The following is a 24,208-nucleotide window of genomic DNA, read 5'->3' on the forward strand; positions in this document are numbered from 1 at the left end:
CGGGGGCGGGGGCGACCGGGTTGGGCAGGGCTCCGCCGAAGCGGCGGTCGCGCTGGGCGTAGAGCTCGCAGGCGTACCAGAGGTGGCGGCGGTCGAAGTCGGGCCAGAGGGTGTCGAGGTAGACCATTTCGGCGTAGGCGGACTGCCACAGCAGGAAGTTGGACGTGCGCTGCTCGCCGGAGGGCCGCAGGAACATGTCCACTTCGGGGACCTCGGGGTGGTAGAGGTAGCGCTGGATCGTCTTCTCGTTGACCTTGTCGGCCTTGAGCCTGCCGGCCGCCACGTCGCGGGCGATCGCGGCGGCGGCGTCGGCGATCTCGGCCTGGCCGCCGTAGTTGACGCAGAACTGCAGGGTCAGCTTCGAGTTGCCGCGGGAGAGCTCCTCGGCGGTCTGGAGCTCACTGATCACGCTTTTCCAGAGGCGGCCCGCGCGGCCCGACCAGACGATGCGGACGCCCAGGTCGTTGAGCTCGTCCCGGCGACGGCGGATGACGTCGCGGTTGAAGCCCATCAGGAAGCGGACCTCCTCCGGCGAGCGCTTCCAGTTCTCGGTGGAGAAGGCATAGGCCGACAGGTACGGGATGCCGAGCTCGAGCGCGCCCTCGATCGTGTCGAACAGCGAGTATTCGCCCTGCTCGTGCCCCTTGGTGCGGGACAGGCCGCGCTCCTTGGCCCAGCGCCCGTTGCCGTCCATGACGATCGCGACATGCTTGGGGATCGCCTCCTTGGGCAGCGCGGGCGGCTTGGCGCCGGAGATGTGCGGAGTGGGCGGACGTGTCACTGGGAGGGCTCCCGTCACAGGATCAGAGGGGCAGGAAGGTCACGGCTGAGGACCGCGGAGGAAGTCAGGAACCGGCGGAGAATCGCCGCGGGGCCGCAAGACGGACGGCAGATCACCGAACCCGGCCGACGACCGATCAGCGGGGACGGACGGCAGATCGCCGGACCCAGCCGACGACCGATCAGCGAGGACGGACGGCAGATCAGCACGGGCGGACGGCAGATCACCGAACCCAGCCGACGACCGATCAGCGCGGGGCCGCAGGACCGGCGGCAGGTCACCGGACGCAGCCGACGAGGCATCAGCGCGGCGCAACGATCCGGACTCCCGTCGGTCGACCAGGGGCAGGGCTCGGAGGTTACGTTCCATGTGCCACTGCAGGTGGGCCGCGACCAGGCCGCTGCACTCGCGGCGCACCGAGGGGTCGGCGATGTCGGCAACCGTCCAGTCGCCGCCGAGCAGGGCGGCCATCAGGCCCAGGGTTGCGGGTGCCGGGTGAGCGGCGCCGGGTGGGCGGCAGTCGGGGCAGACCGAGCCGCCGGCCGGCACCGAGAAGGCGCCGTGGGGGCCCGCCTCGCCGCAGACCGCGCACTCGGCGATTGCCGGGGCCCAGCCGGCGAAGGCCATGCCGCGCAGCAGGTAGGCGTCGAGCACCAGGCTTGTCGCGTGCTCGCCCACGGCCAGCGCCTTGAGGGCCCCGAGGGTCAGCTGGAAGAGGCGGAGCGACGGCTCGCGCTCCACGGGCGTCAGCCGCTCGGCCGTCTCGGCGATCGCGCTCGCCGCCGTGTAGCGCGGATAGTCCTCGAGGAACTTCTTGCCGAAGAGGTTGACGCCCTCGACCTGGCTGATCGAGTGCAGGCTGCTGCCGACGCCCTCGGGCGAGCCGGCGAGCTGCAGGTCGATGTGGCCGAAGGGCTCCAGCCGGGCGCCGAAGCGGGAGTTGACCCGCCGGACGCCCCGGGCCACCGCGCGCAGCCGGCCGTGGCGGCGGGTCAGCAGCGTGATGATCCGGTCGCTCTCCCCCAGCTTCTGCACACGCAGCACCACCGCGTCGTCGCGGTAGAGCTGGCGTCGATATCCGGATCCGCTGGGCACCCCGACATTCTGCCCCCTGGGTACGACAACCTTCCCACGGCACCGGAAAGAGCGGGCCCGCCCGACCCTGAGGCGGATCTCAGGGTCGGCTCCGGGGTGAGTCCGGTGGTGTCACCCCGGGCGGGCTCATAGCGTTCTGGGCATGACCGCGAGACTGATCCGCCGGGCCGGGGCGCTCACCCTGGCCGCCGCTGCCACGGCCACCGTCCTCACCGGCTGTGGGGCGGGGGTCGGCGCGAAGCTCACCTACGACGACACGGAGAAGGCCAAGATCACCGCCATCGTGATCGACGGCAGCAGCGGGGACGTCGCGGTCTCGACCGGCGCGGCCGCCGAGACGCGGATCAAGCGGATCGTCCGCACGGACGGGCGCGACCCCGAGATCTCCTACCGGGTCGCGGGCAGCACGCTCAACGTCAACACCTCGTGCGGGGATCACTGCTCCGTCTCGTACGAGATCACCGCCCCGGCCGGGGTGAAGGTCAGCGGGCGCCTGAGCTCGGGCGACCTCACGCTGAGCCAGGTGGCGTCCGCCGACGTGCAGGTCAGCTCGGGCGACCTGCTGCTCAATCGCATCGCGGGGGACGTGACCGCCCGCGCCGAGTCCGGCTCGATCACTGCGAACGATCTCGGCGGCGCCCTCAACCTGTCCGTCTCGTCCGGTGACCTGCTGGCGCACGAGCTCGGCGGCGGCAAGCCGATCAAGGCGAACTCGTCGTCCGGCGACATCACGCTCGGGCTCACCAAGGCGGCCTCGGTGACCGCCCGGGCCAGCAGCGGCGACATCAACCTGATCGTGCCGATGGGCGACTACAAGATCGTCGGGCCGCCCCGGAGCGACGACGGCGACGGGCTGAACACGGACCTCGTCAGCAACCCGTCCGCCCCGAACGTGCTCGACCTGAAGGCCAGCAGCGGCGACGCCAACGTGGTCAGCACCCCCTGAGAGACGGCGGAGCAAACGGCCCGCGCCACGGGAAGCCGGAGGCGCCCGGCAGCGGGGCCGGAGGCAAAGGCGAGGGCCGCGAGAAAGTGAAGGGCGGCGATCGGCCGGACTCGGTACGACCTAGGGCGCCGGGGACGGACCGGCCGGCCCGGAGACCACCGCGACGGGGGCGGGAGGCAGCGCCGGCGCCGGGGACACCGGGGCGACGCGGGGCCGGCCGCCCGGGACGAGGCGCGGCGGCCGCCCGGCGGCGAAGTCCTCCACCCAGCCGAAGAGCAGCACCGCCACGGCGACGAGCCCGATGACCACGGGGATGCGCCAGCTGAAGCCGTCCCAGCCGCGTACCGGCAGGGCGTGCCTCTCCGCGAACCACATCACGCCCACGATGATCGGGACGTGCCACAGGTAGATCGTGAGCGCTCGGGCGTTGAGGATCGTGATGAGCCGGTTCGAGCGGGCCCGGGTGGCGAGCGGGGCGAAGCCCAGGGCGATCAGGATGAACGCCGCCGACCAGAGGGCGTTGCCGAGCGGGATGTCATTGAGGTCGTACCCGCGGGGTCCGGGGTGGGTCAGGAACCAGGCCGCGCCGCCCGCCGCGAGCAACCCGGCACCGCCGACGAGGATCTTGCGGTTGACCTTGCGCAGGAGGCCGTCGTGGTGCGCGAAGCCGATCAGCCACGCGCCGCCGTAGAGCGCCATGTCGTGCAGGATCGGGTGCACGGTGAAGTCGCCGAGCTCCAGGACCGCCAGTGCGACGTAGGGCACGGCGACCGCGATGCGCGGGAAGCGGCGGAAGACCGGCAGCAGCAGCGGGGAGAGAAGGACGAACCAGAGGAAGTCCCGCAGGTACCACGAGGCGTTGAGGACCATCGCTCCCCAGCCGTTGACGGGCGCGTCCTGCACCGGCATGGCCCAGAGGAAGATCCGCCAGTCCCAGTCGAGGCCGGTCAGCAGCATGATCGGGACGGCGATGCCGGCGATCGCCCACAGCGACGGCAGCAGGCGGCGCATCCGGCGCTCGACGGCCAGCGGCCCCGACTTGTCGATCGAGGCCGCCATCAGCGATCCGGCCATCGCGAACATCACCGACATCGCCGGCACCGCGATCGTCAGCACCGCCCAGCCCGTCGAGTGGTACACGACGACCCGGGCGATGGCGACCGCGCGCAGCACGTCGAGATACCGGTTCCGCATGAGTTACATGGCTATCTAAAAGCGCTTACCTGTGCAAATCGTGTGAAACGTCCCACAGATCGTGCCAAAAAACCCGATCAGAACCCCAGCCGCCGGAGCTGCTTCGGGTCCCGCTGCCACTCCTTGGCGACACGAACGTGCAGGTCAAGGTAGACCTTACGGCCCAGAAGAGCCTCGATCTCCGCCCGGGCCTTCGTACCCACTTCCTTGAGCCGGGAACCCCGCGTGCCGATGACGATGGATTTCTGGCTGTCCCGTTCGACGTACACGTTCGCGTAGATTTTGAGGAGATTTCCCTCGGGGATCATCTCCTCCACCAGCACCGCGATCGAGTGCGGCAGCTCGTCCCGGACGCCCTCCAGCGCCGCCTCGCGCACCAGCTCGCCGATGAGCACCTGCTCGGGCTCCTCGGTCAGCACGTCGTCGGGATAGAGCGGCGGCGACTCCGGCAGGTGCTTGACGATCACGTCGACCAGCGTCTCCACCTGGTGCCCGGAGACCGCGCTGACCGGGACGATCTCCGCGAATTCGTACAGCTTGCTGACCGCCAGCAGCCGCTCGGCGAGCGTGGCCGGATCGACCAGGTCGACCTTGGTCACCACGGCGATGACCGTGGCCTTGAGCTCGGCGATCTCGGTCGAGATGAAGCGGTCCCCGGCGCCGACCGGCTCGTCCGCCGGGAAGCACACGCCGATCACGTCGACCTCGCTCCACGTCTCGCGGACGAGATCGTTGAGCCGCTCGCCCAGCAGCGTGCGCGGCCGGTGCAGACCGGGGGTGTCGACCAGCACGAGCTGGGCGTTCTCCTGGTGCAGCACGCCACGGATGACGTGCCGGGTGGTCTGCGGCTTGTTCGACGTGATCGCGATCTTCTGCCCGACGATGGCGTTGGTCAGGGTCGACTTGCCGGCGTTCGGCCGCCCGACGAAGCAGGCAAAACCGGCGCGATAGACGTCGTCCCGAGCTTCCTGCCGCGAGGCCGCCTTGTGCCGGTGCACCTTTTGCTCGGTACGCCGGGAGGCCGGCCTGTCCGCGCCCGCCCCCGCCGCGTCGGCCTGCGTGGCGCGCTCGGCCGTCTCCGCCCGGCGCGCCGCGGTGTGCCGGGGCTTCCGCTCACCCGACTTTCCCGATTTATTCGACTTGCCGACCTCGGCCGCGCCCGGCGTCCGCTCGGTCTCGCCCGCAACGACGCGCCGACCGCCCGCCTCGCCGCGCCGACCGCCGGCCTCTGCTTTGCGACCGCCCGACTCGCCCGAAGGGCGCCGGGGCTGACGGGTCTCGCCCGCCGCCTGCCGCCGCTTCTCCGCCTGCCGCTCACGCCGGCGCAGCTCGTTCCGCTCGCCGGGGGTGAGACGCCGCTCGTCGGCCTCCGGTCGCCGCCGCTCGCCCGAGTCGCTCACTCCGTCACCGTGCCCCGCAGCTCGCCGTCCACGCCGACCACATGGATCGGCGCCGCCGCGCCCAGGTCACGCACCGCCGCGTGCCCGGCCCCGTCGAGCGTCTCCGCCGCCGTGGCCACCGCAGCCGCCTCAAGGCTCTGCGCCCCCGCCGCCACGGCCGACGCCACGGCCAGCTGCAGGGCGGTCACCTGCAGGCTGGGCAGGGCCACGGTCGCCGCGGCGTACGTGCGGCCGTCCTGGTCGCGTACCGATGCTCCCTCGGCCGCGCCCACCCGGGCGCGCGCGCCGCGGGCCAGCGTGACCAGCTTCGCGTCCTCGGCGCCCAGCTCGGTGGCACCGGCGTTCGGAATGGTCTTCTCAGGCATCGGCGTGCTGTCTTTCCTCGGTCTCGGGAGTGTTCTCGGTGCCGGCGGACTCCGCCGGCGCGTTCTCGGCCCGGCGCACCAGCACCGAGTCGATCCTGTTGCGGCGGCCGGTCGTGCCCTCCGCCACCAGGTGCAGGCCGCCCACGTCGACCGTGGCGCCCGGGATCGGCACCCGGCCCAGCGTCTGCGCGAGCAGGCCGCCGACCGTCTCCACCTCGTCGGCGGGCAGCTCGACCCCGAAGATCTCGCCCAGGTCCTCGATCGGCAGCCGCGCGGTCACCCGCACCGCGCCGTCGTCGAGGTGCTCGATCGGGGGGCGCTCGACGTCGTACTCATCGGTGATCTCGCCGACGATCTCCTCGAGGATGTCCTCGATGGTGACCAGGCCGGCCGTCCCACCGTACTCGTCGACGACGATCACCAGGTGCGTGCGGGCCGCCTGCATCTCCGACAGCAGGTCGTCGACCGGCTTCGACTCGGGCACGAACGTCGCCGGCCGCATCACCTCGGCCACCGGCATCGCCGACGCGGCCGGGTCGCCGTTCTGCGTGCGCCGGATCACGTCCTTGAGATAGAGCACGCCCAGCACGTCGTCGACGCTGTCCCCGATCACCGGGATGCGCGAGAAACCCGAGCGCAGGAAGAGGAAGAGCGCCTGTTCGAGGCTCTTGGGCGCCTCGATCCACACCATCTCGGTCCGCGGCACCATCACCTCCCGGGCGATCGTGTCCCCGAGCGCGAAGACCGAGTGGATCATCTCGCGCTCGCCGTGCTCCACGACGCCGCGCTGCTCGGCGAGGTCCACCAGCTCCCGCAGCTCCACCTGGCTGCCGAACGGGCCCTCCGGGAACCCCTTGCCCGGCGTCACCGCGTTACCGATGAGGATCAGCAGCGACGCGAGCGGGTTGAGCACCCGGCCGATCCAGCGCACCAGCGGGGCGGTCGCGCGGCCGACGGCGTACGCGTGCTGGCGCCCCACCGTGCGCGGCGCCACGCCGACCACGACGAAGCTCACCACGGTCATCGCCCCGGCCGTGACCAGCGCCGACCGCCAGCCCACCCCCCAGCTGTCCACCGCCACCAGCGCCACCAGCGTGGTCGCGGTCAGCTCGCACAGCAGGCGCAGGAGCAGCAGCAGGTTCAGGTGACGGACGACGTCGGCGGCCACCGCGGTCAGCGCGGCGGCTCCCCGCTGCCCCTCCCGCTCCATCTCGGCGGCCCGGGCGGGCGACACCGTGGCCAGGGCGGCGTCGGTCATCGACGCGAGCCCGGCGAGGAACACCAGGACGACAGCCGCCCCGATCAGTTGCAGATCCGGCAGCCCGGCAGGCGCGGCCGCGCTCGCCCCGTCGGCGAGCACGGCCCATGATCGCTCCATCGGGTCAGCCGGCCCGCCGCCCGGCGCGCCAGCTCTGCAGGAGCCGCGCCTGGAGCCCGAACATCTCGCGCTCCTCCTCGGGCTCGGCGTGGTCGTAGCCGAGCAGGTGCAGCACGCCGTGCACGGTCAGCAGGTGCAGCTCGTCCGCGGCGGTGTGCCCGGCCGTGACGGCCTGCTTGGCGGCCACCTCGGGCGCGAGCACGATGTCGCCCAGCAGGGCGGGCTCCCCGGTGCCGGCCTCGCCGGGCCCGTGGTCGACGCTGCCCTCGTCCATCGGGAAGGCCAGGACGTCCGTGGGGCCGTCGCTGCCCATCCACCGATGGTTGAGCTCGGTCATGTAGTCGATGTCGATGAGCAGGATCGACAGCTCGGCGAGCGGGTTGACCCCCATCTCGTCGAGCGCGTGCCGGGCCACCGCGAGAATCGCGTCGGTGTCGACCTCGACTCCCGACTCGTTGCCGATCTCGATGGACATGTGGTGCTCTACCCCAGCTTCCGGTCGGGTCCGCGCCGGTCCCCCCGGCGGCGGCGCACGTGGGCGGCCCGCGTCCGCAGGTCGCTCTCCGTGCAATTCTGACGAACGCGCCCGGACCGGGCGAGCCCCGGTCCGGGTTTTGTGACGCACGGGTCGGCAGCGAAGGCCCGGACGTGCCCGATCCCGCGCCCGGCGACACCGGCGCGGGATCGGGCTCGTCCCGCCCGGGGCCCGCCGGCCCGGGATGCTCGATCGACGGGGTCAGCGCCGCCGGTTGGGCCGGCCACCGCCCGCTCCCCGCCCGGGCACGGCATGCACGCCCTGCTGCCCGGCCTCCTCCTGATCGGCGTCGAACCGCGCATAAGCGTCGACGATCTCCGCCACCAGCCGGTGCCGCACCACGTCGGTCGACGACAGCTCGGCGAAGTGCACGTCGTCGACGTTGCGCAGGATCTCCCGCACGAGCCGCAGCCCGCTGGTCGTCCCGCCGGGCAGGTCGACCTGCGTGATGTCGCCCGTCACGACGATCTTCGCCCCGAACCCGAGCCGGGTCAGGAACATCTTCATCTGCTCGGGCGTGGTGTTCTGCGCCTCGTCCAGAATGATGAATGCATCATTCAACGTGCGGCCACGCATGTAGGCCAGGGGCGCGACCTCGATCGTGCCGGCCTGCATGAGGCGCGGGATCGTCTCCGGGTCGAGCATGTCGTGCAGCGCGTCGTAGAGCGGGCGCAGGTAGGGGTCGATCTTCTCGTTGAGCGTGCCCGGGAGGAAGCCGAGCCGCTCGCCCGCCTCGACCGCGGGGCGGGTGAGAATGATCCGGTTGACCTGCTTGGCCTGCAGCGCCTGCACGGCCTTGGCCATCGCCAGATAGGTCTTGCCCGTGCCGGCGGGGCCGATGCCGAAGACGATCGTGTTCTCGTCGATGGCGTCGACGTAGCGCTTCTGCCCCAGCGTCTTGGGGCGGATGGTGCGCCCGCGACGGGACAGGATGTTGAGGGTGAGCACCTCGGCCGGGCGCTCCGCGGTGTTCTGCTCGAGCATGGCGACGGTGCGCCGCACGGCGTCCACGCTCAGGGTCTCGCCCTTCTCGATCAGCTCGATGAGCTCCGAGAAGAGCCGCTCCGCGGTGGCGTTGTCCGCGGGCGCGCCGGTGATGGTGATCTCATTGCCGCGTACGTGCACGTCGCTGGCCAGGGTCCGCTCGACGAGCCGCAGGATCTCGTCCTTGGGGCCGAGCAGGTTCACCATGATCTTCGGGTCGGCGACCGAGATCCTGGTCTGCACCCGAGCGCCAGCGCTGCTGTGGTCGGTGCCGGTCATAGGGGCGGCCGTGAGGCCTACGCCACCTGCTCTCTGTCTTAGTCCCCGCCGCTGGTCGGCGGCGTGCCTGAGGTCGTGCCATCGTATCCGCTCCAAGGCACCCCCGCCGAGGCCATTACCGCCCGTTTCGGCGGACGTCTCCCCCGGGTGTGGCAGCGTGCGAATCATGCTCGCCGAAGTTCTGCTCGACACCGGCATCCACGTGCACTACCGCTTCCTCGACCTGGCCCCGGCCGACGACGAAGCCGGTGGCCGGGACGACGCCACCCGAGGTCAGGCCAACGGGCTGTGCGGCGCCGCGGTCCCCGGCCGGCTGACCATGGTCACCGGCCTGCACACCGGCGATGTGCACGTCCGCCTGGAGTTGCACGACACCGCGCCCGAGCTCGGTGACGAGTGGGCGGACGCGGTGGAGGTGATCTACGCGACCACGAGCGACGACCTGTGGCTCAGCGCATTCGACTCCAGCGAGGGCCCGGTCGACCTGCCGCCCGGCATCTACCGCGCCCGCTACTGCGCCCGCGGCTTCGCCGCTGCCCACGACCTGGACACGAACATGGGCGACGAGCCGGTGGACCACTACCTGCTTCAGTTCTGGCCGCTCACGGGCGCCGACCGGATCCTGCGTACGGGCGGGCCGTCCGCCGAGTACTGGCACGCCAAGGGGCACGAGCCGGCCTGGACGGCCGAGGAGCTGCGAGAGCGGGTCCAGGAGCTGCGGACGAGGCGGGCCGAGCGGCAGGAGCGGGAAGAGCTCGAGAGCTGGCACGAGCAGGACGACGAGCTCGACGAGCTGGACGGTGATCTGGCGGCCGCCCTGGCCGGGGCGTCGCCCGCCCTCCACCGGTCCGTGACGGCGTGGGCGGTGGAGCGCGTTCTGGAGAACTGCGGGCTGGCCGGCGAGTCGTGGGTGCCGGGAGCGCTGACCGCCCTGCGCCAGGGCACCTTTCTCCCACCGCGTGCGCTGGTGGAGCGGTCGCTGCCCCCGATGCCGCAGCCCGACCGGAACGATGCCTGGTCCCTGGTGGGGGGCGACACCATTCTCGTGGCCGCCGGCGATCTCGGGGATGAGGGTGCGGAGGCGCTTCAGCAGGCCCTCGACCGGCGCAACGCGGTTGAGACCCTGTATCGGGCCGGCGACCCGGACACTCTGACGGCCGCCCGCCTGAGCCTGGCGGCGGCCGCCCTCGACGCCGACGACTCGGACGAGTTCTTCGCCCGGGCGCGCGAGCGCTTCCCGGAGTTGTGGCGTTAAGGGTCTGCCCCTACGCGCCCTCGGAGACCCAGACGCCGTCGAAGGCTTCCTGGCGGCGGGTGAAGCGGTAGGTCGCCCAGTGCATGCGGACCACGTCGCCCGTCTCGTCGCGGGTGAGGCGGAGGAGTTCGCCGGTCTCGCGGCCGGAGACCGTACGCAGGCAGTCGGGGTTTTCCGGCAGCGGGCGGAAGACGGCCGGGGGCGCGTCGGCGGGGGCCTCGGCGCTGCGGGCCTGCAGCGTGCCGTCGTGCCAGCTGAAGATGTGCGGGAAGCCCTCGCCCCACCAGGGTCCGAGGATCGACCGGTACGCGGCGGGGGCGGGCCGCCCGGGACGCCACGGCACGATGTCGGCCGGGTCGTGCTCGACGGCCTGGTGCAGCAGCTCGTGGACGAGGGTGTTGATCTCGCCGGCGGTGCCGGAGGAGCCGAGGACCGCCGCGCCGAGGGCTCCGGGGTTGCCTTCGCCGCCGCGGCGCCCGTAGACGCCGGCGAGGAAGCCGGGCATGGCGCCGTCGTGGCCGACGTGCACGACGCGGCGGCCCTGCGGGACGAGGATGAGGCCGAGGCCGAAGCCGGTCGACCAGACGGTCTCGTCGCGGGTGGTGAGGGGCCAGCGCATCTCGTCGAGGGTGGCGGCGGCGAGGACCCTGCCGTGGGGGTCGACGATCTCCGGGGAGGCCAGGAACGCGGCCCAGCGGGCCATGTCTCGGGCGGTGCTCCAGAGCTGGGCGGCGGGCCCGGCCCCGCGCATGTCGAAGGGGGGCTCGGGGCGGGCCGCGTCGGAGTACGCGTCGACGAGCCAGCCCGTGACGGCCAGATCCGTGGGGTCGACGGTGGTCTCCGTAAGGCCCAACGGGTCGAGGATGCGCTCCTGCAGGACCGCGGCCCAGGTGCCGCCGCGGAGCTTGGCGACGAGCTGGCCGAGGACGGCGAGCCCGAGGTTGGAGTAGTGGAAGCGGCGGTTGTCCGGCAGGACCCGCTCGGCGCGGCTGAGCTCGGCGAGCAGCTGCTGGTCGTCCGGGGTGACGAGGGTGTCCCAGATGTCGCCGTGGGGTTCGCGCTGGAGGCCGGCGGTGTGCGAGAGCAGCCGGCGGACGGTCGCGCTGCCGTGGGCGGGGACGTCGAGGTGCGCGGCGACCGGGTCGTCGAGGTCGAGCAGGCCCTCGTCGCGGGCCTGCAGGACGAGGACGGCGGTGAACGTCTTGGTGACCGAGCCGATGCGGAAGCGGCTGCCGGCGTCCAGGGGGCGGCCGGTGCCGGAGTCGCCGACGGTGAAGGCCCAGGGGTCGCGGTCGGCGCGGTGCACGGCGACCGACAGCGCGGGGATGCGGCCGTCGGCCTGAGCCTGCCGGGTGGCCCGTTCGAGGCGCTGCCCGGCGGCGGTCGAGCGTTCAGAAGTCACCTGCAAGATCCTAAGCTCAGGGGATGACTGACCCTGGGGACCTCGTCGGGCTGTTGTCGCTGGAAGAGAAGGTGTCGCTGCTCACCGGGCAGGACTTCTGGTCGCTGCCGGCGATACCGCGGATCGGGCTGCGGTCGCTCGTGATGTCGGACGGTCCGGTGGGGGTGCGCGGCACGGGCTGGGCTCCCGGGGACCCGTCGGTGGCGCTGCCGAGCCCGACGGCGCTGGCGGCGACCTGGGACGTCGAGCTGGCCCGGGAGGCGGGCCGGCTGCTCGGGTACGAGTCGCGGCGCAAGGGCGTGCACGTGCTGCTCGGGCCGACGGTCAACCTGCAGCGCACGCCGCTGGGCGGGCGGCATTTCGAGTGTTACTCGGAGGATCCGCTGCTGTCGGGCGAGCTGGCCGCCGGGTTCGTCACCGGCGTGCAGGAGCAGGGCGTGGGCACGACGGTCAAGCACCTGGTGGGCAACGACTTCGAGACCGAGCGGATGAGCGTCGACGTACGGATCGGCGAGCGGGCGCTGCGCGAGGTCTATCTGGCGCCGTTCGAGCGGGTGGTGGCGGCGGGCGGCTGGGGCGTGATGAGCGCGTACAACGGGGTCAACGGCCTGCCGATGGCCGCGAACGGGCCGCTGCAGCAGGACGTGCTGAAGGACGAGTGGGGCTTCGACGGGGTGGTCGTGTCCGACTGGCGGGCGGCGCGGGACACGGTCGGTGCGGCGCTCGGGGGCCTGGACATCGCGATGCCGGCCTTGGAGAACCCCTGGGGGCCGAGGCTGGTCACCGCGGTCCGGTCCGGCGAGGTGCCGGAGGAGCTGATCGACGACAAGGTACGCCGGGTGCTGCGCCTGGCGGCCCGGACCGGCGCGCTGGGCGAGCCGCGCACGGCGTCCCCGCTCGGTGGGGACGTGCCTCGCAAGGTCGCCGTCCGCTCCTTCGTCCTCGCCCGCAACGAGCGCTACACGCTTCCCCTGGAGCCCGCCGCCCTGACCCGCGTGGCGGTGATCGGTGCGCTGGCCACCGATGCGCGCGTGCTCGGCGGCGGCAGCGCGCAGGTGACTCCCCCGCACGTCGTGTCCCCGTGGGAGGGGATCGTGCGGGCGCTGCCCGGCGTGGATCTCGTGCACGCGGTCGGCGCTGACCCGCGGCCGTTCCTGCCCGCGCTCGCCACGCCCACCACGGTCACGCTGCTCGGGGCGGACCACTCGTTCGAGGTGCCGGCGGCCGCGGTGCGGTGGATCGGCGACCTGCCGGGCGGCACCGATCCGGCGGCGGTGACGGGGATCGAGCTGGTGACCACGTTCACCCCGCTGGAGGACGGGGAGCACACGTTCGCGGTGTCCGGGTTCGGGACGTTCGAGCTGCGGGTCGGTGACGACCATCTCCCGATCGGCGCGCTGCACCCCGCCGGCACGGGACGGGCGGACCTGCTGCTGTCGCCGCGGGAGCACCGGGTGGTCGTCGGGCTGACGGGAGGCGTACCCGTGGAAGTCAGGCTGCGGCAGACGCTGCGGCCGGGGATGGGGCACACGGTCGCCACGACGCTGGGCCACCAGCCACCCGGGGTGTCGGCCGAGGGCCGGTTGGCCGAGGCGGTGGCGGCGGCGCGCGAGGCGGACGTCGCGATCGTCGTCGTGGGCACGACCGAGCAGGTGGAGTCGGAGGGCTTCGACCGCACGTCGCTCTCGCTGCCGGGCCGGCAGGACGAGCTGGTCGTACGGGTGGCGGCCGCGAACCCCCGCACGGTGGTCGTGGTCAACTCGGGGTCGCCGGTGCTGCTGCCCTGGGCGCAGGAGGTCGCGGCGATCCTGCTCACGTGGTTCCCGGGGCAGGAGGCGGGGCTGGCGCTGGCCGACGTGCTGTTCGGGGCGGAGGAGCCGGGCGGCCGGTTGCCGACCACGTGGCCCCGGCGCGAACAGGACTGCCCGATCCTCGAGGTGCGGCCGCGCGACGGCGTGCTGAGCTACGACGAGGGCGTGTTCCTGGGCTACCGGGCGTGGGACAGGGCCGGCACCACGCCGCTCTTCGCGTTCGGGCACGGGCTGGGCTACACGAGCTGGCACTACGAGTCGCTGGTGGCGACCGGGACCGAGGCGGTGGTCACGCTGCGGAACACGGGTGCCCGCTTCGGGCGCGAGGTCGTGCAGGTGTACGTGGCCCCGGCCGGCGAGGCGCCGGTCGGCGTGGGCCCGCACGGGGTGCTGCCGGAGCGGCCGCAGCGGTGGCTGGCCGGCTTCGCGGCGGTGTCGGCCCACCCGGACGAGACGGTGACGGTGCGGGTGCCCCTGCCGGCGCGGACGTGGCAGATCTGGGACGGCGGGTGGCACACCGTGCCGGGGGCGTACACGGTGTCTGCCGCGCACGCCCTCGACGATGTCCGCCTGACAGCAGAGCTGTCGTTGTGACTACTCGGTGCGGACGACGGTCAGGTCGATGCCGTCGGCCTCGTTGTTCTTCCAGGTGACCTTGTAGCCGGGCCAGCTGCCCTGCAGGTCACCGTCGGCGCCGACCGTCTTGTGGATCCGGGAGCTGAGCGCCCCGGGCACCTGGAGCGTGTCCAGGATGCAGGTCAGCGCCTCCTCGGAGACACCGGCCGAGGACTTGCCCTCGACGGCGCCGCTGACGGTGAGCCGGCTGTTGCTGTCGGACAGCTTGGTGCCCTTGCGGTCGGGGTCGCACTTGTTGACGGCGTCGGCCATGGGGTCCGCTGTGGACTCCGCGACGGGCGCCGCCGAGACTTCCTGGTCGCCGCCGAGCAGGCGGGGTCCGAGGACCACGCCGGCTGCCACGACGAAAACGGCGAAAAGGATCCACGGCAGTGGACTTCGCTTCCGGGCATGCGCCTGGACTGGTTGCTGGGGGCTGGTCATGTCACGTCCTCAGCGTCGAGGGGGAGGGGATCAACGCGAGCACGAAGTTTCCTCCTCGTGACCAATTGTGACAACGATCATGCGCTGAGTTCGGACGAACGGATGAGCTGACAGTGGGCGAACGGCGTGGGTACACCCCCCAGAGTTGCGGGAAAGTGCAGGTAACGGTCCTTATTGATCATTAAGGGCCGGACCGCAGATCGTGCGCTTTCCCGGCCGCCGAACGACGAAAAGCGGCCCGGGCACCCGCCCGGGCCGCAAAAAGTCTCGTACCCGGTCAGGCCGGGATGAGGGTCGGAGCCGTCCTGCGCGAGACGACCGAATCGAGAATCTCGCCCACGCGGATGGCGGTGTTGGACAGCAGCGCCGACGTGATGCCGTGCGTGTGCTCGGTGCCGCCCTGCAGATAGACGCCCACCCGCAGGCCCGGGTCGGCGGCGATCCGGTAGTCGCGCTCGACCCGCGCCCGGCCCCGCTCGTCACGCCGGCACAGCTCGCCGACGTCGCCCAGGATCGCGAACGGGTCGGCCTGGTGATAGCCGGTCGCGCACACGACCACATCCGCCTCGAGCCTGGTCACCTCGCCGGTGACCAGCGAGTGCACGGTCGCCACCACCCCGTCCGGGCCGTCGGCCACCTGCGTCATCCGGGAGACGTTCAGCATGCGCAGCCGCTCCCGGCCCAGAACCTTCTCCTGGTACGCCCGGCGGTACAGCTCATTGATCAGATCGATGTCGACGACGGAGTAGTTGGTGTTGCCGTGATAGTCCATGAGCTGCTGCTTCACCGCCTCCGGGGCGGCATAGAACTCGTCGACGGCGGCCGGGTCGAAGATCCGGTTGGCGAAGCTGCTGTCGTCGGCAGGCGAGTACCCGTACCGGGAGAAGACCGCGCACACCTCGGCCTCGGGGAACTCGGTGTGCAGCGTGGCAACCGCCTCCGCGGCGCTCTGGCCGGCGCCCACGACGACGAAGCGGCGCGGCCGGGTCCCGCGGATCCCGGGCAGCCGGTGCAGCAGGTCGCTGGTGTGCCACACCCGGTCGGAGGCGGTGACCCCCTCGGGCAGCCGCGGCCGCAGGCCGGTGCCGACGACCAGGTTGCGGGCGCGCAGCGTGGTCAGCCGCTCCCCCTCGCGCGCCAGCACGTCGACCGCCGTGACGTCGCCCCCCTCGCCGCGCACCGGGGTCACCGAGAGCACCTCCGAGCCGTAGGTGACCTGGTCGGCGACCTGCTCGGCGGCCCACACGAAGTAGTCGTGGAACTCGGCCCGCAGCGGGAACAGGTTCTTGTGGTTGATGAAGTCGACCAGCCGGCCCCGGCTGTGCAGGTAGCGCAGGAAGCTGAACTCGCTGGTCGGGTTCCGGAGCGTGACCAGGTCCTTGAGGAACGAGACCTGCATGGTCGCGTCGTCCAGCAGCATGCCGCGATGCCAGCCGAAGGATGCCTGCCGCTCGAGGAACCGCGCGGAGACCGGGGAGGCGCCCGATGCGTTGTGCTCCGACACGGCGATCGCCATGGCCAGATTGGACGGGCCGAAGCCGATCCCCACGACGTCGAGTTCAGGTTCAGACATGTCCGTTCCCTCCAACGCGGGGCCGACCTGGCCCCGGATTTCGGTTAGCCTAACCTAAGGTCCTGCACCCACGGATGAGGGAGAAACATTCATGCGAGTCGTCATGTTCGGCTTTCAGACGTGGGGCCACCGGACCCTGCAGGCCCTCTTGGGGTCCGAACACGACGTCGTGACCGTGGTGACCCACCCCCGCGGCGAGGGTGCCTACGAGAAGGTGTGGGCCGACTCGGTCGAGGACCTCGCCCGCGACGCCGGCGTGCCGGTGCTCATCCGCGAGCGCGCCGACGACGACGAGCTCTACGACGCCCTCAAGCAGGCGGCCCCGGACGTGCTCGTGGCCACCAACTGGCGCACGTGGATCCCGCCCCGCATCTTCTCGCTGCCCCCGTTCGGGACGCTCAACGTGCACGATGCGCTGCTGCCCGCGTACGCCGGCTTCTCGCCCTTGATCTGGGCCCTGCTCAACGACGAACCCGAGGTCGGCGTCACCGCGCACCTCATGGACGACACCCTCGACGCGGGGCCGATCGTGCTCCAGCGCGCCGTCCCGGTGGGCCCGTCGGACACCGCGACCGACCTCTTCCACAAGACGCTGGAGCTCTTCGGCCCGATCACCGTCGACGGCCTCGCCGAGCTGGCTACGGGCCGCCGCGACTTCCCGGCGCAGGACCGCTCGAAGGCCAGCTTCTTCCACAAGCGCTCGGAGGAGGACATCCGCATCGACTGGACCTGGACCGCCGAGGAGCTGTCCCGCCTGGTCCGCGCGCAGTCCGACCCCTATCCGCAGGCCTTCTGCTTCCACAAGGGACAGCGGCTGGAGATCGTCCGCGCGGGCGTCTCGTCGGCGGTCTACGGCGGCACCCCCGGCCGCATCTTCTATCGCGAGGGCGACGGCGTGGCCGTGGTCGCCGGCGCGGAGGCGCGACGCGGGCGCAGCAGGGCGCTGCTCATCCGGACCGTACGCACGGAGGACGGCGTCGAGCGGGCCGCCCAGGACTATTTCCGCACCATGGGCGGGTATCTGACGAGCTATCCCCGGCCGGCCTGAGCCCGTTCGCCTGGGGATTCCGCCCGTCGCCGGGGTCTCCGCCTGTCAGGTTTCCGCCTGGCAGCTTTCCGCCCGCCGTCGATGCCGCGGGTCCCCCACGGCTCGCGGGCCTTCCCGTGGCTCGCGGGCTTTCCGCGCCTCGCGGGCTTTCCGTGGCCGTGGCGTGGCTCGCGCCGTGGCGTGGCGTGGCGTGGCTCCGTGGCGTGACACGCGGCGTGGCGTCACACGCGGCCTGACGTCACACGCGGCCTGACGTCACACGCGGCCTGACGTCACACTCAGCATGGCGTCACACGCGGCCCGACGTCACACGCGGCCTGGCGTGGCACGCGGCCTGGCGTGGCACGCGGGCACGGTCCGGCCGAGCCGCCCGCCCCGGCCCCGCCGCGCGTTCCGCAGATCGGCGCGGCGGTCGGCCTCGCGGCCGGGGCGGAGCGGGACCGGTCGTGGGCGTCACCCTCCCCGGCACGCCCAGCGACACCCACTGTGCCGCGATGATCGGGGATCGGCCAGTACGCAGCTGCGAACCGGTTTTGATCAGTAGCGGGCGCCCTCGGGTGCGGGGAGGTCGTCGAGCTCGGCGGAGTCGAGGGTCAGGTCGGCGGCACCCGCGTTGTCGGCCAGATACCTGGGCGTCTTGGTGCCGGGGATCGGGATCACCCGGGGCCCCTGCGCCAGCACCCAGGCCAGGGCGACGCGGGCGGGGGTGGTGCCCAGGCGCTCGGCCACCTCGCGGACCTTGCCGACGATGGCGAGGTTGGCGCGCAGCGCGTCCTGCTGGAAGCGGGGCAGGTCGCGGCGGAAGTCGTCGGCGGGCAGGTCGTCGAAGGAGGCGAAGCGGCCCGTCAGGAAGCCCCGCCCCAGCGGCGAGAACGGCAGGAAGGCGATGCCCTCGGCCGTGCAGTGGGGCAGCACGCCGGCCAGCGGGTCCCGGGTCCACAGGGACAGCTCGGACTGCACGGAGGCGACCGGGTGCACGGCCTGGGCCCGGCGGATCTCCTCCACCGTGACCTCGGACAGGCCGATGGCGCGCGCCTTGCCCGCGGCGACCGTCTCCGCCATCGCGCCCCACGTCTCCTCGAGCGGCACCGCCGGGTCGACGCGATGCAGCTGGTAGAGGTCCACGTGGTCGGTGCCGAGCCGCCGGAGACTGGCGTCGATCGAGGCGCGGATGTGCTCCGGGGTGCCGTTGCGGCCCAGCCCCGCCGGGCCTCCCCCGGTGCCGCCGCCCGTGACGAGCCCCACCTTGGTGGCCAGCACGGCACGCTCGCGCCACGGGCCCGCGAGGGCCCGGCCCACCAGCTCCTCGTTCGTGTACGGCCCGTAGACGTCGGCGGTGTCGATCAGCGTCATGCCGGCGTCGAGGGCCTGGTGGATCACCGAGACCGAGGTGGCGTCGTCGCGCGGGGCGGCCTGATCGTACGCGTGGGTCATCCCCATGCAGCCCAGCCCGACGACGCCGACCCGCGGCCCGTCCTTGCCCAGAGTCGTCGTCCTCACGACCCGAACCTACGCCGTCTCCGGCACCCGGAGGATGCCACGACCCGAACCTGCGCCGCCTCCAGCTCCGCAGGATGCCCCGACCCGAACCTGTGCGGTCTCCAGCTCCGGGTGATGTCGCGGCCCGAACCTACGCCGTCTTCAGCTCCCGGAGGATGTCCCGCAGGATCTCCTGCGTCCGGTCGGGCGGCTCGGCCTCGATGACCAGCCGGCCCATCGCCGCTGCGTAGTGGTCGACGTCGTCGCGCTTGTCCAGGTAGAGGCCGCTGGTCAGGTGCTCGATGTAGACCACGTCGGGCAGGTTGGCGTGCGCGAAGCGGAGGATGCTGAACGCCCCGCCGGCCGCCGCATGGCCGCCGGAGGCGAAGGGGATCACCTGCAGGCGTACGTTGCGGTGGGCCGACGCCTCGAGCAGGTACTCGATCTGCTCGCGGAGCACGTCCATCCCGCCGATCGGGCGGCGCAGCACGGCCTCGTCGATGACCGCCCACAGCCGGGGCGGGTTCTCCCGGCGCAGCAGTTGCTTGCGCGCCATCCGCAGGTCCGCGCGCCGGTCGATCTCCTCGGCGGAGGCGGTGCCGTGTCCGAGCATGATCACTGCCCGGGCGTACGCGTCGGTCTGCAGCAGCCCCGGGACGAACTGGATCTCGTACGTGCGGATCAGCTCGGCGGCCTGCTCGAGGTCCAGGTAGTTCTGGAACCAGGTGGTGAGCACGTCGCCGTACGAGTGCCACCAGCCGGGGGAATTCGCCTCGCGGGCCAGGGCGAGCAGCCGCTCGTGCTCGCCCTGGTCCGTGACGCCGTAGAGCCGGAGCAGGTCGGTGACGTCGCGCTCCTTGAACGCGACGCGGCCGAGCTCCATCCGGCTGATCTTCGACTCGGAGCCCCGGATCTCGTATCCGGCGCGGTCGCGGGTGATCCCCGCGGCCAGGCGCAGGCTGCGCAGGCGGGCACCCAATTGGAGCCGGCGGACCGTGGGACCGCCGTTCTGCTCCGGTGCGCTCACGGCCAGGGCCCGCTGGTTACGGCTTGCGGGCAACGACGGCGTACTGGGGGATCTCATCGGCTTTCTCCGCGCCCGGCTCGGGCTTCCAGTGGACCACCGACACGATGCCCGGCGCCACGATCTCCAGGCCCTCGAAGAGCCCCGCGAACTGCTCCGGCGTGCGCAGATGGTACTTCGGGTTGGCGGAGATGTTCCAGATGCGGACGGCTTCGGTGTTGTCGGGGCTGGTGTCGCTGCCGTCGTACATGGCGACATAGCTGCCCGAGGGCAGCTCGTCGATGAACGACCGGATGATCCGCCGGGCCTCGTCGTCGGACTCGATGTGGCCGAGAATGCCCATGAGGAACAGCGCCACCGGCCGGGTGAGGTCGAGCGTCTTGCCGGCCTCGGCGAGGATCTTCTTGCTGTCGCGGATGTCCGCGTCGATGTAGGCGGTGGCGCCCTCGTTGCTGGTCGTCAGCAGCGCGCGGGCGTGCGCCAGCACCAGCGGGTCGTTGTCGACATAGACGATGCGCGCCTCGGGCGCCACGGACTGGGCGACCTCGTGCGTGTTGTCCGCGGTGGGCAGGCCCGTGCCGATGTCCAGGAACTGCCGGATGCCCACCTCCCCGGCGAGGTGGCGCACGGCGCGGGCGAGGTAGGCCCGCGACAGCTTGGCGTTCTCCGCGAGCTGCGGGAGGTTCTCGATGATCTGGTCACCGACCTCCCGGTCCGCGGCGAAGTTGTCCTTGCCGCCGAGCAGGTAGTTCCAGATCCGCGCGGTCTGCGGAACAGTCGTGTCGAGCTTGGGATTGTCGCGCTCGCCGCCGCCGGCGGCCGGACCCTCTGCCACGTGCGCTTCCTTCGTGTCGTGTGTCACGTCTCGATCGTCGCGCGATGAGCATAGACCCGATCACAAAGGACGGTCGGCGCTCAGGCGTAGTCGGCCGGATCGAAAATCCTGTCCAGGAGGACGGCCGGCGGGGGCGCGACGCCGGGGCCGCCCGCGTCCAGCCAGGCGACCACGGCGCTGACCAGGCTCTCGTCGAGGATGTCCCCGAGGTGGACCACGCGGGTCCCGCGCCGGCGGACTTCGGGGGCGGGGTGCACGACGACGACGTTGGATCGCTCACACACTTTGAGACAGTCGCTCACGCGTACGCGATGCGGGGTCTGCCGGAACGCGGCGAGCTGAGCGTCGTGGTCGGTGCCGGGATGCTTCTCGGCGTCGCCGCAGCAGCAGTCCCGGCAGACCGTGAGTGTGCTCAGTGGACCAGCACCTTGCTGGAGATCTGGTCCTCCGCCCCGGGCACCGGCGCGCTCGGGTCGGTGCCGATCTCGACGAGCTCGTTGCGCTCGTTGACGTGCGCGACGCGAGGGGCGTACGAGGCCCGCTCGGCCTCCTCGACCTGCTTGAACGACATGATGATGACCAGGTCGCCCACCGAGATGAGCCGGGCGGCCGCGCCGTTGATGCCGATCACGCCGGAGCCGGGCGCACCCTCGATGACGTAGGTCACCAGGCGCGCCCCGTTGTCGATGTCGACGACCTGGACCTGCTCGCCCTCGATGAGGTCGGCGGCGTCCATGAGGGTCTTGTCGATCGTGATCGACCCGACGTAGTGCAGGTCGGCCTGGGTGACGGTGGCGCGGTGGATCTTGCCGCCGAGCAGGGTGCGCTGCATGGTCCTCATCTCTCTGGTCTTTCCGCCGCCCTCCGGGGGCGCGTCGGATCGGAAGCAAAGGTAGCCTAACCTAACCTCGCCTTCCGTCATACTCTCTGGAGTCGATATGTCCTCCCTGTCCCGCCGCCGCCTGCTCACCGCGGCCGCCGCCGGCGTGCTGGCCGTCGCGACCTCGGCCTGCGCTTCCGATGAAGACTCTGCCGCCCCCGCGGCATCCGGCTCGTCGTCCGCGGCCTTCCCGGTGACCATCGAGCACAAGTTCGGCTCCACCACGATCGAGCAGCAGCCCACCCGGGTCGTCACGGTCGGCTGGAACGACCAGGACCCGACGCTGGCTCTCGGCGTCGTGCCGGTCGCCACGCGCGAATGGTTCACCGAGTACCCGACCTACCCCTGGGTCAAGGACTCGCTCGGCGGCAAGCAGCTGCCCACCTTCTCGGCCGAGATCAACTACGAGGCCATCATCAAGCAGCAGCCGGACCTCATCCTGGCCATCTACGAGACGATCAACAAGGAGACGTACGACAAGCTCTCCCAGATCGCCCCGACGGTGATCCAGACCGCGGACTACAAGGACGAGGAGACGCCCTGGGACGTCCAGACGCTGACGATCGGCAAGGCGCTGGGCCGGAGCACCGAGGCGCAGGCGCTGGTGGACCGGGTGAAGGCCAAGTTCGAGGAGGCGAAGACCGCCAACCCGCAGTTCGCCGGCAAGACCCTCGTCGCGGACTTCGGCCCCGAGAAGGGCGAGCACTGGCTGCTGGCGGAGAACGACCCGCGCCGCACGGTCTTCACCCTGCTGGGCTTCGGCACCCAGGCCGAGCGCGACGGCATCAGCGAGGAGCGCCTCGACGTCCTGGACAAGGACGTCCTCATGGTCACGGGCGCGACCAAGAAGGACATGCTGGCCTCCCCGGCCTTCAGCCGCCTCAAGGTGGTCACCGAGGACCGCACGATCTACACGTCGTTCGAGACCCCGCTGAGCGGCGCCCTGTCGTACGGCGGGCCCAACGCCCTGCTGTACGCGCTGGACGTCCTGCTCCCGGCCCTGAAGAACGCCACCGACGGCGACCCCGCCACGCCGGTGGCGGATCTGTCGAACCAGTCCTCGTGAGAGGAGGACGGCCGGCCGCCCTCGGGGAAAGGCGACCGGCCGTCCGGCTTCCGCGTCAGCCGATCTTGACCGACGCGATCCTGTTGTCGAAGTCGATGTCCCGCAGATCGGCGATGCCCCCGACGAACTCGGCGTTCACCGCGCCCAGCTCCTGCGACTCGCCGGTGCAGTCCGGCCCGTCCCACACCTTGACCAGCCCGTCGAAGGCGATGCTGGAGGCGGTCTTCGCGTCGATGGCGTTGACACAGCCGCCGTCCGGGGCGCTGCCGGCCTCGATGACCTGCGAGCTGGCGGCGTCGTCGAAGACGTTGAAGTTCCGGCCGCCGAAGAGGACGACGCGCTTCGCGCTGCCGGCCGGGGTCTGCGCGCTCTGCTCCGCCGGGTCTTCCTCCGCCGGGGCCTCCGCCTCCCCCGCCTTGCCCCCATCGGGAGTGATGCCGAACCACGTGCCCTTGACGCCCTGCCCCTTGGTGTCCCCGGCCTCGGTGTCCTTGGCGAAGCGATAGACCGGCCAGCCCCCGACGGTCACCTGCAGCCGGCCGTCGTCCCGCCGCACCACGCCGACCTTCTCCTCGGCCACCCCGGCGATGAAGATCTTCCCGTCCGCCTCCACGGTCACCGGCGGCCACGTCGTCGCACACTCCCCGTTGCACGTGGCCGTCGGCGGGTCGGCGCTGTCCTCATCAAAGCGATAGAGCGTCAGGCCGGCCCCGTTCACGAGTACGGGATCCAGCGCCCCGGCCCGCGCGGCGGTCAGCTGCACCCAGTTGTCGGCCTTCTCCACGTCGACCGCACGCAGATTCCCGCCGTTCGGGGCCGCCCAATCGCCGGTGCCGGGCTGCGCCTTGGACGTCTTCGCCGTCCCGATGGTCGTGTTCAGCGCCCCGGCACCGCCACCGGTCCCCCCTTGAGCCGGCGCCTCGGCCGCGCGCTGCTGCGGCGCGGGATCCCCACCGCACCCCGCGAGCAGCAGCGTGCCGGCCATGGCAATTGCGGAGATGGTCAGCGTTCGCATGGGTGCGCCTCTTTCATGAGCTATGTGAGCGGTACGCCCTCCACACGAACCCCCGCCCCGAACGGTTCACCCGTTCAGCCCTGTCCCCACCGCACCCGCCTCGACCACGATGGCTCCATGAAGGACAGTCAGCGGCAGAGAGCCCTGATCGCGGGCGTCTTCTATCTCCTCACCTTCGTCTCGGTGCCGACCCTCCCCCTCTACAACGCCCTCCACGACGGCGCCGCCGCCGGCACCGGAGTGGTCTTCGGCGCAGTCCTCGAAACCGTCGTCGCCCTGGCCTGCATCGGCACCGCCGTCGCGCTCCACCCGACCCTCCGGCAGAGGGCCGAGGGCCGCGCCCTGGGCTTCGTCACCGCCCGGGTCGTCGAAGCCACCCTGGTCCTCGCCGGGGTGGCCACCCTCCTGACCCTCGCCGAACTGCACCGATCCGGCCATGATCCGGACAGTCGCCCCTGGGTCGCCCTCTACGACTCCCTCTTCGTCATCGGCCAAGGCCTCATCCCCGCCGTCAACGCCATCCTCCTGGGCAGCGTGCTGTACCAGTTCCGCCTCGTCCCGCGATGGCTCCCCGCCCTGGGCCTGACCGGAGCACCCCTGCTGGTGGCCGCCGACCTCGGCATCCTCTTCGGCGCGTGGGACCGCTTCTCCCCCGTCGTGGCGCTCGCTTCCCTCCCGATCGCCCTCTGGGAACTCTCCCTCGGCATCTATTTGATCGCCAAAGGCCCCCGCCGGGGTCCTGCACACCTTTGATGATCGCCCAGACGTGCGATATGTGTACGGCTGCGAGAACGCAATCTGCCA

22 protein-coding genes and 1 pseudogene are annotated in these 24,208 nt (G+C 71.8%); 6 read left to right on the forward strand and 17 right to left on the reverse strand.

Annotated elements, in window-relative coordinates; all coding sequences use genetic code 11:
- Both RBH18_RS16250 and recO read right to left on the reverse strand, forming a co-directional pair.
- Window positions 1-781: isoprenyl transferase (locus RBH18_RS16250; RefSeq protein ID WP_306208527.1), on the reverse strand; the 781-nt coding region annotated here is incomplete at its 3' end.
- 330 nt (window positions 782-1,111) lie between these two features.
- Window positions 1,112-1,876 (reverse strand): annotated as a pseudogene (gene recO, locus RBH18_RS16255) (DNA repair protein RecO); the annotation flags it as partial.
- A gap of 142 nt (window positions 1,877-2,018) precedes the next feature.
- Between recO and RBH18_RS16260 the strand changes: the two are divergent.
- Window positions 2,019-2,822 carry a DUF4097 family beta strand repeat-containing protein gene (locus tag RBH18_RS16260; protein WP_306208529.1) on the forward strand — a complete coding sequence of 268 codons (804 nt, stop codon included), beginning with the start codon at window positions 2,019-2,021 and terminating at the stop codon, window positions 2,820-2,822.
- Between the two features lie 120 nt (window positions 2,823-2,942).
- Here RBH18_RS16260 and RBH18_RS16265 read toward each other — a convergent pair whose 3' ends face one another.
- The 6 genes from RBH18_RS16265 to RBH18_RS16290 form a co-directional block, all read right to left on the reverse strand.
- A complete protein-coding gene (locus RBH18_RS16265) occupies window positions 2,943-4,016 on the reverse strand; it encodes an acyltransferase family protein (protein ID WP_306208531.1) in 1,074 nt (357 codons plus the stop codon).
- Window positions 4,017-4,093: 77 nt separating this feature from the next.
- The gene (gene era, locus RBH18_RS16270; protein WP_306208594.1) at window positions 4,094-5,014 is read right to left on the reverse strand and encodes a GTPase Era; all 921 of its coding nucleotides are present in this window, start codon (window positions 5,012-5,014) and stop codon (window positions 4,094-4,096) included.
- 398 nt (window positions 5,015-5,412) lie between these two features.
- Window positions 5,413-5,781, reverse strand: coding sequence for a cytidine deaminase (locus RBH18_RS16275; protein WP_306208533.1), 369 nt, complete (start codon window positions 5,779-5,781; stop codon window positions 5,413-5,415).
- Window positions 5,774-7,159, reverse strand: coding sequence for a hemolysin family protein (locus tag RBH18_RS16280; RefSeq protein ID WP_306208535.1), 1,386 nt, complete (start codon window positions 7,157-7,159; stop codon window positions 5,774-5,776). Before RBH18_RS16280 ends, RBH18_RS16275 begins: the two co-directional genes overlap by 8 nt.
- A gap of 4 nt (window positions 7,160-7,163) precedes the next feature.
- Complete coding sequence (gene ybeY / locus RBH18_RS16285) at window positions 7,164-7,634, reverse strand: rRNA maturation RNase YbeY (protein ID WP_306208537.1); 471 nt, start codon at window positions 7,632-7,634, stop codon at window positions 7,164-7,166.
- Window positions 7,635-7,895: 261 nt separating this feature from the next.
- Window positions 7,896-8,957: a PhoH family protein gene (locus tag RBH18_RS16290; RefSeq protein WP_306208539.1), complete on the reverse strand. Its 1,062-nt coding sequence runs from the start codon at window positions 8,955-8,957 to the stop codon at window positions 7,896-7,898.
- A 166-nt stretch (window positions 8,958-9,123) separates the two neighbouring features.
- Here RBH18_RS16290 and RBH18_RS16295 point away from each other — a divergent pair, with 166 nt between their 5' ends.
- Complete coding sequence (locus RBH18_RS16295; protein WP_306208541.1) at window positions 9,124-10,212, forward strand: hypothetical protein; 1,089 nt, start codon at window positions 9,124-9,126, stop codon at window positions 10,210-10,212.
- A 10-nt stretch (window positions 10,213-10,222) separates the two neighbouring features.
- Here RBH18_RS16295 and RBH18_RS16300 read toward each other — a convergent pair whose 3' ends face one another.
- Entirely contained in the window at window positions 10,223-11,614 is a 1,392-nt protein-coding gene (locus RBH18_RS16300; RefSeq protein ID WP_306208543.1) for a serine hydrolase domain-containing protein, read from the reverse strand.
- A gap of 23 nt (window positions 11,615-11,637) precedes the next feature.
- On the opposite strand from RBH18_RS16300, the gene RBH18_RS16305 reads away from it, so the two are divergent.
- Window positions 11,638-14,019: a glycoside hydrolase family 3 protein gene (locus RBH18_RS16305; RefSeq protein ID WP_306208545.1), complete on the forward strand. Its 2,382-nt coding sequence runs from the start codon at window positions 11,638-11,640 to the stop codon at window positions 14,017-14,019.
- Here RBH18_RS16305 and RBH18_RS16310 read toward each other — a convergent pair whose 3' ends face one another.
- Both RBH18_RS16310 and RBH18_RS16315 read right to left on the reverse strand, forming a co-directional pair.
- Window positions 14,020-14,391 carry a hypothetical protein gene (locus RBH18_RS16310; protein WP_306208546.1) on the reverse strand — a complete coding sequence of 124 codons (372 nt, stop codon included), beginning with the start codon at window positions 14,389-14,391 and terminating at the stop codon, window positions 14,020-14,022. It lies immediately after the preceding gene.
- Between the two features lie 370 nt (window positions 14,392-14,761).
- Window positions 14,762-16,057: a lysine N(6)-hydroxylase/L-ornithine N(5)-oxygenase family protein gene (locus RBH18_RS16315; RefSeq protein ID WP_306208548.1), complete on the reverse strand. Its 1,296-nt coding sequence runs from the start codon at window positions 16,055-16,057 to the stop codon at window positions 14,762-14,764.
- A gap of 91 nt (window positions 16,058-16,148) precedes the next feature.
- Here RBH18_RS16315 and RBH18_RS16320 point away from each other — a divergent pair, with 91 nt between their 5' ends.
- Entirely contained in the window at window positions 16,149-17,105 is a 957-nt protein-coding gene (locus RBH18_RS16320; RefSeq protein ID WP_306208550.1) for a methionyl-tRNA formyltransferase, read from the forward strand.
- A 537-nt stretch (window positions 17,106-17,642) separates the two neighbouring features.
- On the opposite strand, the gene RBH18_RS16325 is transcribed toward RBH18_RS16320, so the two are convergent.
- From RBH18_RS16325 to panD, 5 genes are all read right to left on the reverse strand, one after another.
- The gene (locus RBH18_RS16325; protein WP_306208552.1) at window positions 17,643-18,605 is read right to left on the reverse strand and encodes an aldo/keto reductase; all 963 of its coding nucleotides are present in this window, start codon (window positions 18,603-18,605) and stop codon (window positions 17,643-17,645) included.
- 130 nt (window positions 18,606-18,735) lie between these two features.
- The gene (locus RBH18_RS16330; protein WP_306208554.1) at window positions 18,736-19,668 is read right to left on the reverse strand and encodes a helix-turn-helix domain-containing protein; all 933 of its coding nucleotides are present in this window, start codon (window positions 19,666-19,668) and stop codon (window positions 18,736-18,738) included.
- Window positions 19,628-20,443: an SAM-dependent methyltransferase gene (locus RBH18_RS16335; protein ID WP_306208596.1), complete on the reverse strand. Its 816-nt coding sequence runs from the start codon at window positions 20,441-20,443 to the stop codon at window positions 19,628-19,630. The genes RBH18_RS16330 and RBH18_RS16335 overlap by 41 nt, the downstream gene beginning before the upstream one ends.
- Before the next feature lie 80 nt (window positions 20,444-20,523).
- Window positions 20,524-20,727 (reverse strand): hypothetical protein, encoded by a 204-nt coding sequence (locus RBH18_RS16340; RefSeq protein WP_306208555.1) that lies wholly within the window; start codon window positions 20,725-20,727, stop codon window positions 20,524-20,526.
- A 128-nt stretch (window positions 20,728-20,855) separates the two neighbouring features.
- Complete coding sequence (panD, locus tag RBH18_RS16345) at window positions 20,856-21,275, reverse strand: aspartate 1-decarboxylase (RefSeq protein ID WP_306208557.1); 420 nt, start codon at window positions 21,273-21,275, stop codon at window positions 20,856-20,858.
- A gap of 106 nt (window positions 21,276-21,381) precedes the next feature.
- Between panD and RBH18_RS16350 the strand changes: the two genes are divergently transcribed.
- Window positions 21,382-22,389: an ABC transporter substrate-binding protein gene (locus RBH18_RS16350; protein ID WP_306208559.1), complete on the forward strand. Its 1,008-nt coding sequence runs from the start codon at window positions 21,382-21,384 to the stop codon at window positions 22,387-22,389.
- Window positions 22,390-22,444: 55 nt separating this feature from the next.
- Here the strand turns inward: RBH18_RS16350 and RBH18_RS16355 are convergent, their stop codons facing one another.
- Window positions 22,445-23,404 (reverse strand): hypothetical protein, encoded by a 960-nt coding sequence (locus RBH18_RS16355; protein ID WP_306208561.1) that lies wholly within the window; start codon window positions 23,402-23,404, stop codon window positions 22,445-22,447.
- Between the two features lie 117 nt (window positions 23,405-23,521).
- On the opposite strand from RBH18_RS16355, the gene RBH18_RS16360 reads away from it, so the two are divergent.
- A complete protein-coding gene (locus RBH18_RS16360) occupies window positions 23,522-24,157 on the forward strand; it encodes a DUF4386 domain-containing protein (RefSeq protein WP_306208563.1) in 636 nt (211 codons plus the stop codon).
- Window positions 24,158-24,208 lie beyond the last annotated feature (51 nt).

Origin of the sequence: Actinoplanes oryzae, from assembly GCF_030757795.1 — a bacterium.
Classification (GTDB): Bacteria; Actinomycetota; Actinomycetes; order Mycobacteriales; family Micromonosporaceae; genus Actinoplanes.

Excerpts from the sequence above, each read along its gene's own strand:
- RBH18_RS16260 (WP_306208529.1), top strand. The coding sequence starts at position 2,019 with ATGACCGCGAGACTGATCCGCCGGGCCGGGGCGCTCACCCTGGCCGCC.
- RBH18_RS16265 (WP_306208531.1), bottom strand. The coding sequence starts at position 4,016 with ATGCGGAACCGGTATCTCGACGTGCTGCGCGCGGTCGCCATCGCCCGG.
- RBH18_RS16275 (WP_306208533.1), bottom strand. The coding sequence starts at position 5,781 with ATGCCTGAGAAGACCATTCCGAACGCCGGTGCCACCGAGCTGGGCGCC.
- RBH18_RS16280 (WP_306208535.1), bottom strand. The coding sequence starts at position 7,159 with ATGGAGCGATCATGGGCCGTGCTCGCCGACGGGGCGAGCGCGGCCGCG.
- ybeY (WP_306208537.1), bottom strand. The coding sequence starts at position 7,634 with ATGTCCATCGAGATCGGCAACGAGTCGGGAGTCGAGGTCGACACCGAC.
- RBH18_RS16290 (WP_306208539.1), bottom strand. The coding sequence starts at position 8,957 with ATGACCGGCACCGACCACAGCAGCGCTGGCGCTCGGGTGCAGACCAGG.
- RBH18_RS16295 (WP_306208541.1), top strand. The coding sequence starts at position 9,124 with ATGCTCGCCGAAGTTCTGCTCGACACCGGCATCCACGTGCACTACCGC.
- RBH18_RS16305 (WP_306208545.1), top strand. The coding sequence starts at position 11,638 with ATGACTGACCCTGGGGACCTCGTCGGGCTGTTGTCGCTGGAAGAGAAG.
- RBH18_RS16315 (WP_306208548.1), bottom strand. The coding sequence starts at position 16,057 with ATGTCTGAACCTGAACTCGACGTCGTGGGGATCGGCTTCGGCCCGTCC.
- RBH18_RS16320 (WP_306208550.1), top strand. The coding sequence starts at position 16,149 with ATGCGAGTCGTCATGTTCGGCTTTCAGACGTGGGGCCACCGGACCCTG.
- RBH18_RS16330 (WP_306208554.1), bottom strand. The coding sequence starts at position 19,668 with ATGAGATCCCCCAGTACGCCGTCGTTGCCCGCAAGCCGTAACCAGCGG.
- panD (WP_306208557.1), bottom strand. The coding sequence starts at position 21,275 with ATGCAGCGCACCCTGCTCGGCGGCAAGATCCACCGCGCCACCGTCACC.
- RBH18_RS16350 (WP_306208559.1), top strand. The coding sequence starts at position 21,382 with ATGTCCTCCCTGTCCCGCCGCCGCCTGCTCACCGCGGCCGCCGCCGGC.
- RBH18_RS16355 (WP_306208561.1), bottom strand. The coding sequence starts at position 23,404 with ATGCGAACGCTGACCATCTCCGCAATTGCCATGGCCGGCACGCTGCTG.
- RBH18_RS16360 (WP_306208563.1), top strand. The coding sequence starts at position 23,522 with ATGAAGGACAGTCAGCGGCAGAGAGCCCTGATCGCGGGCGTCTTCTAT.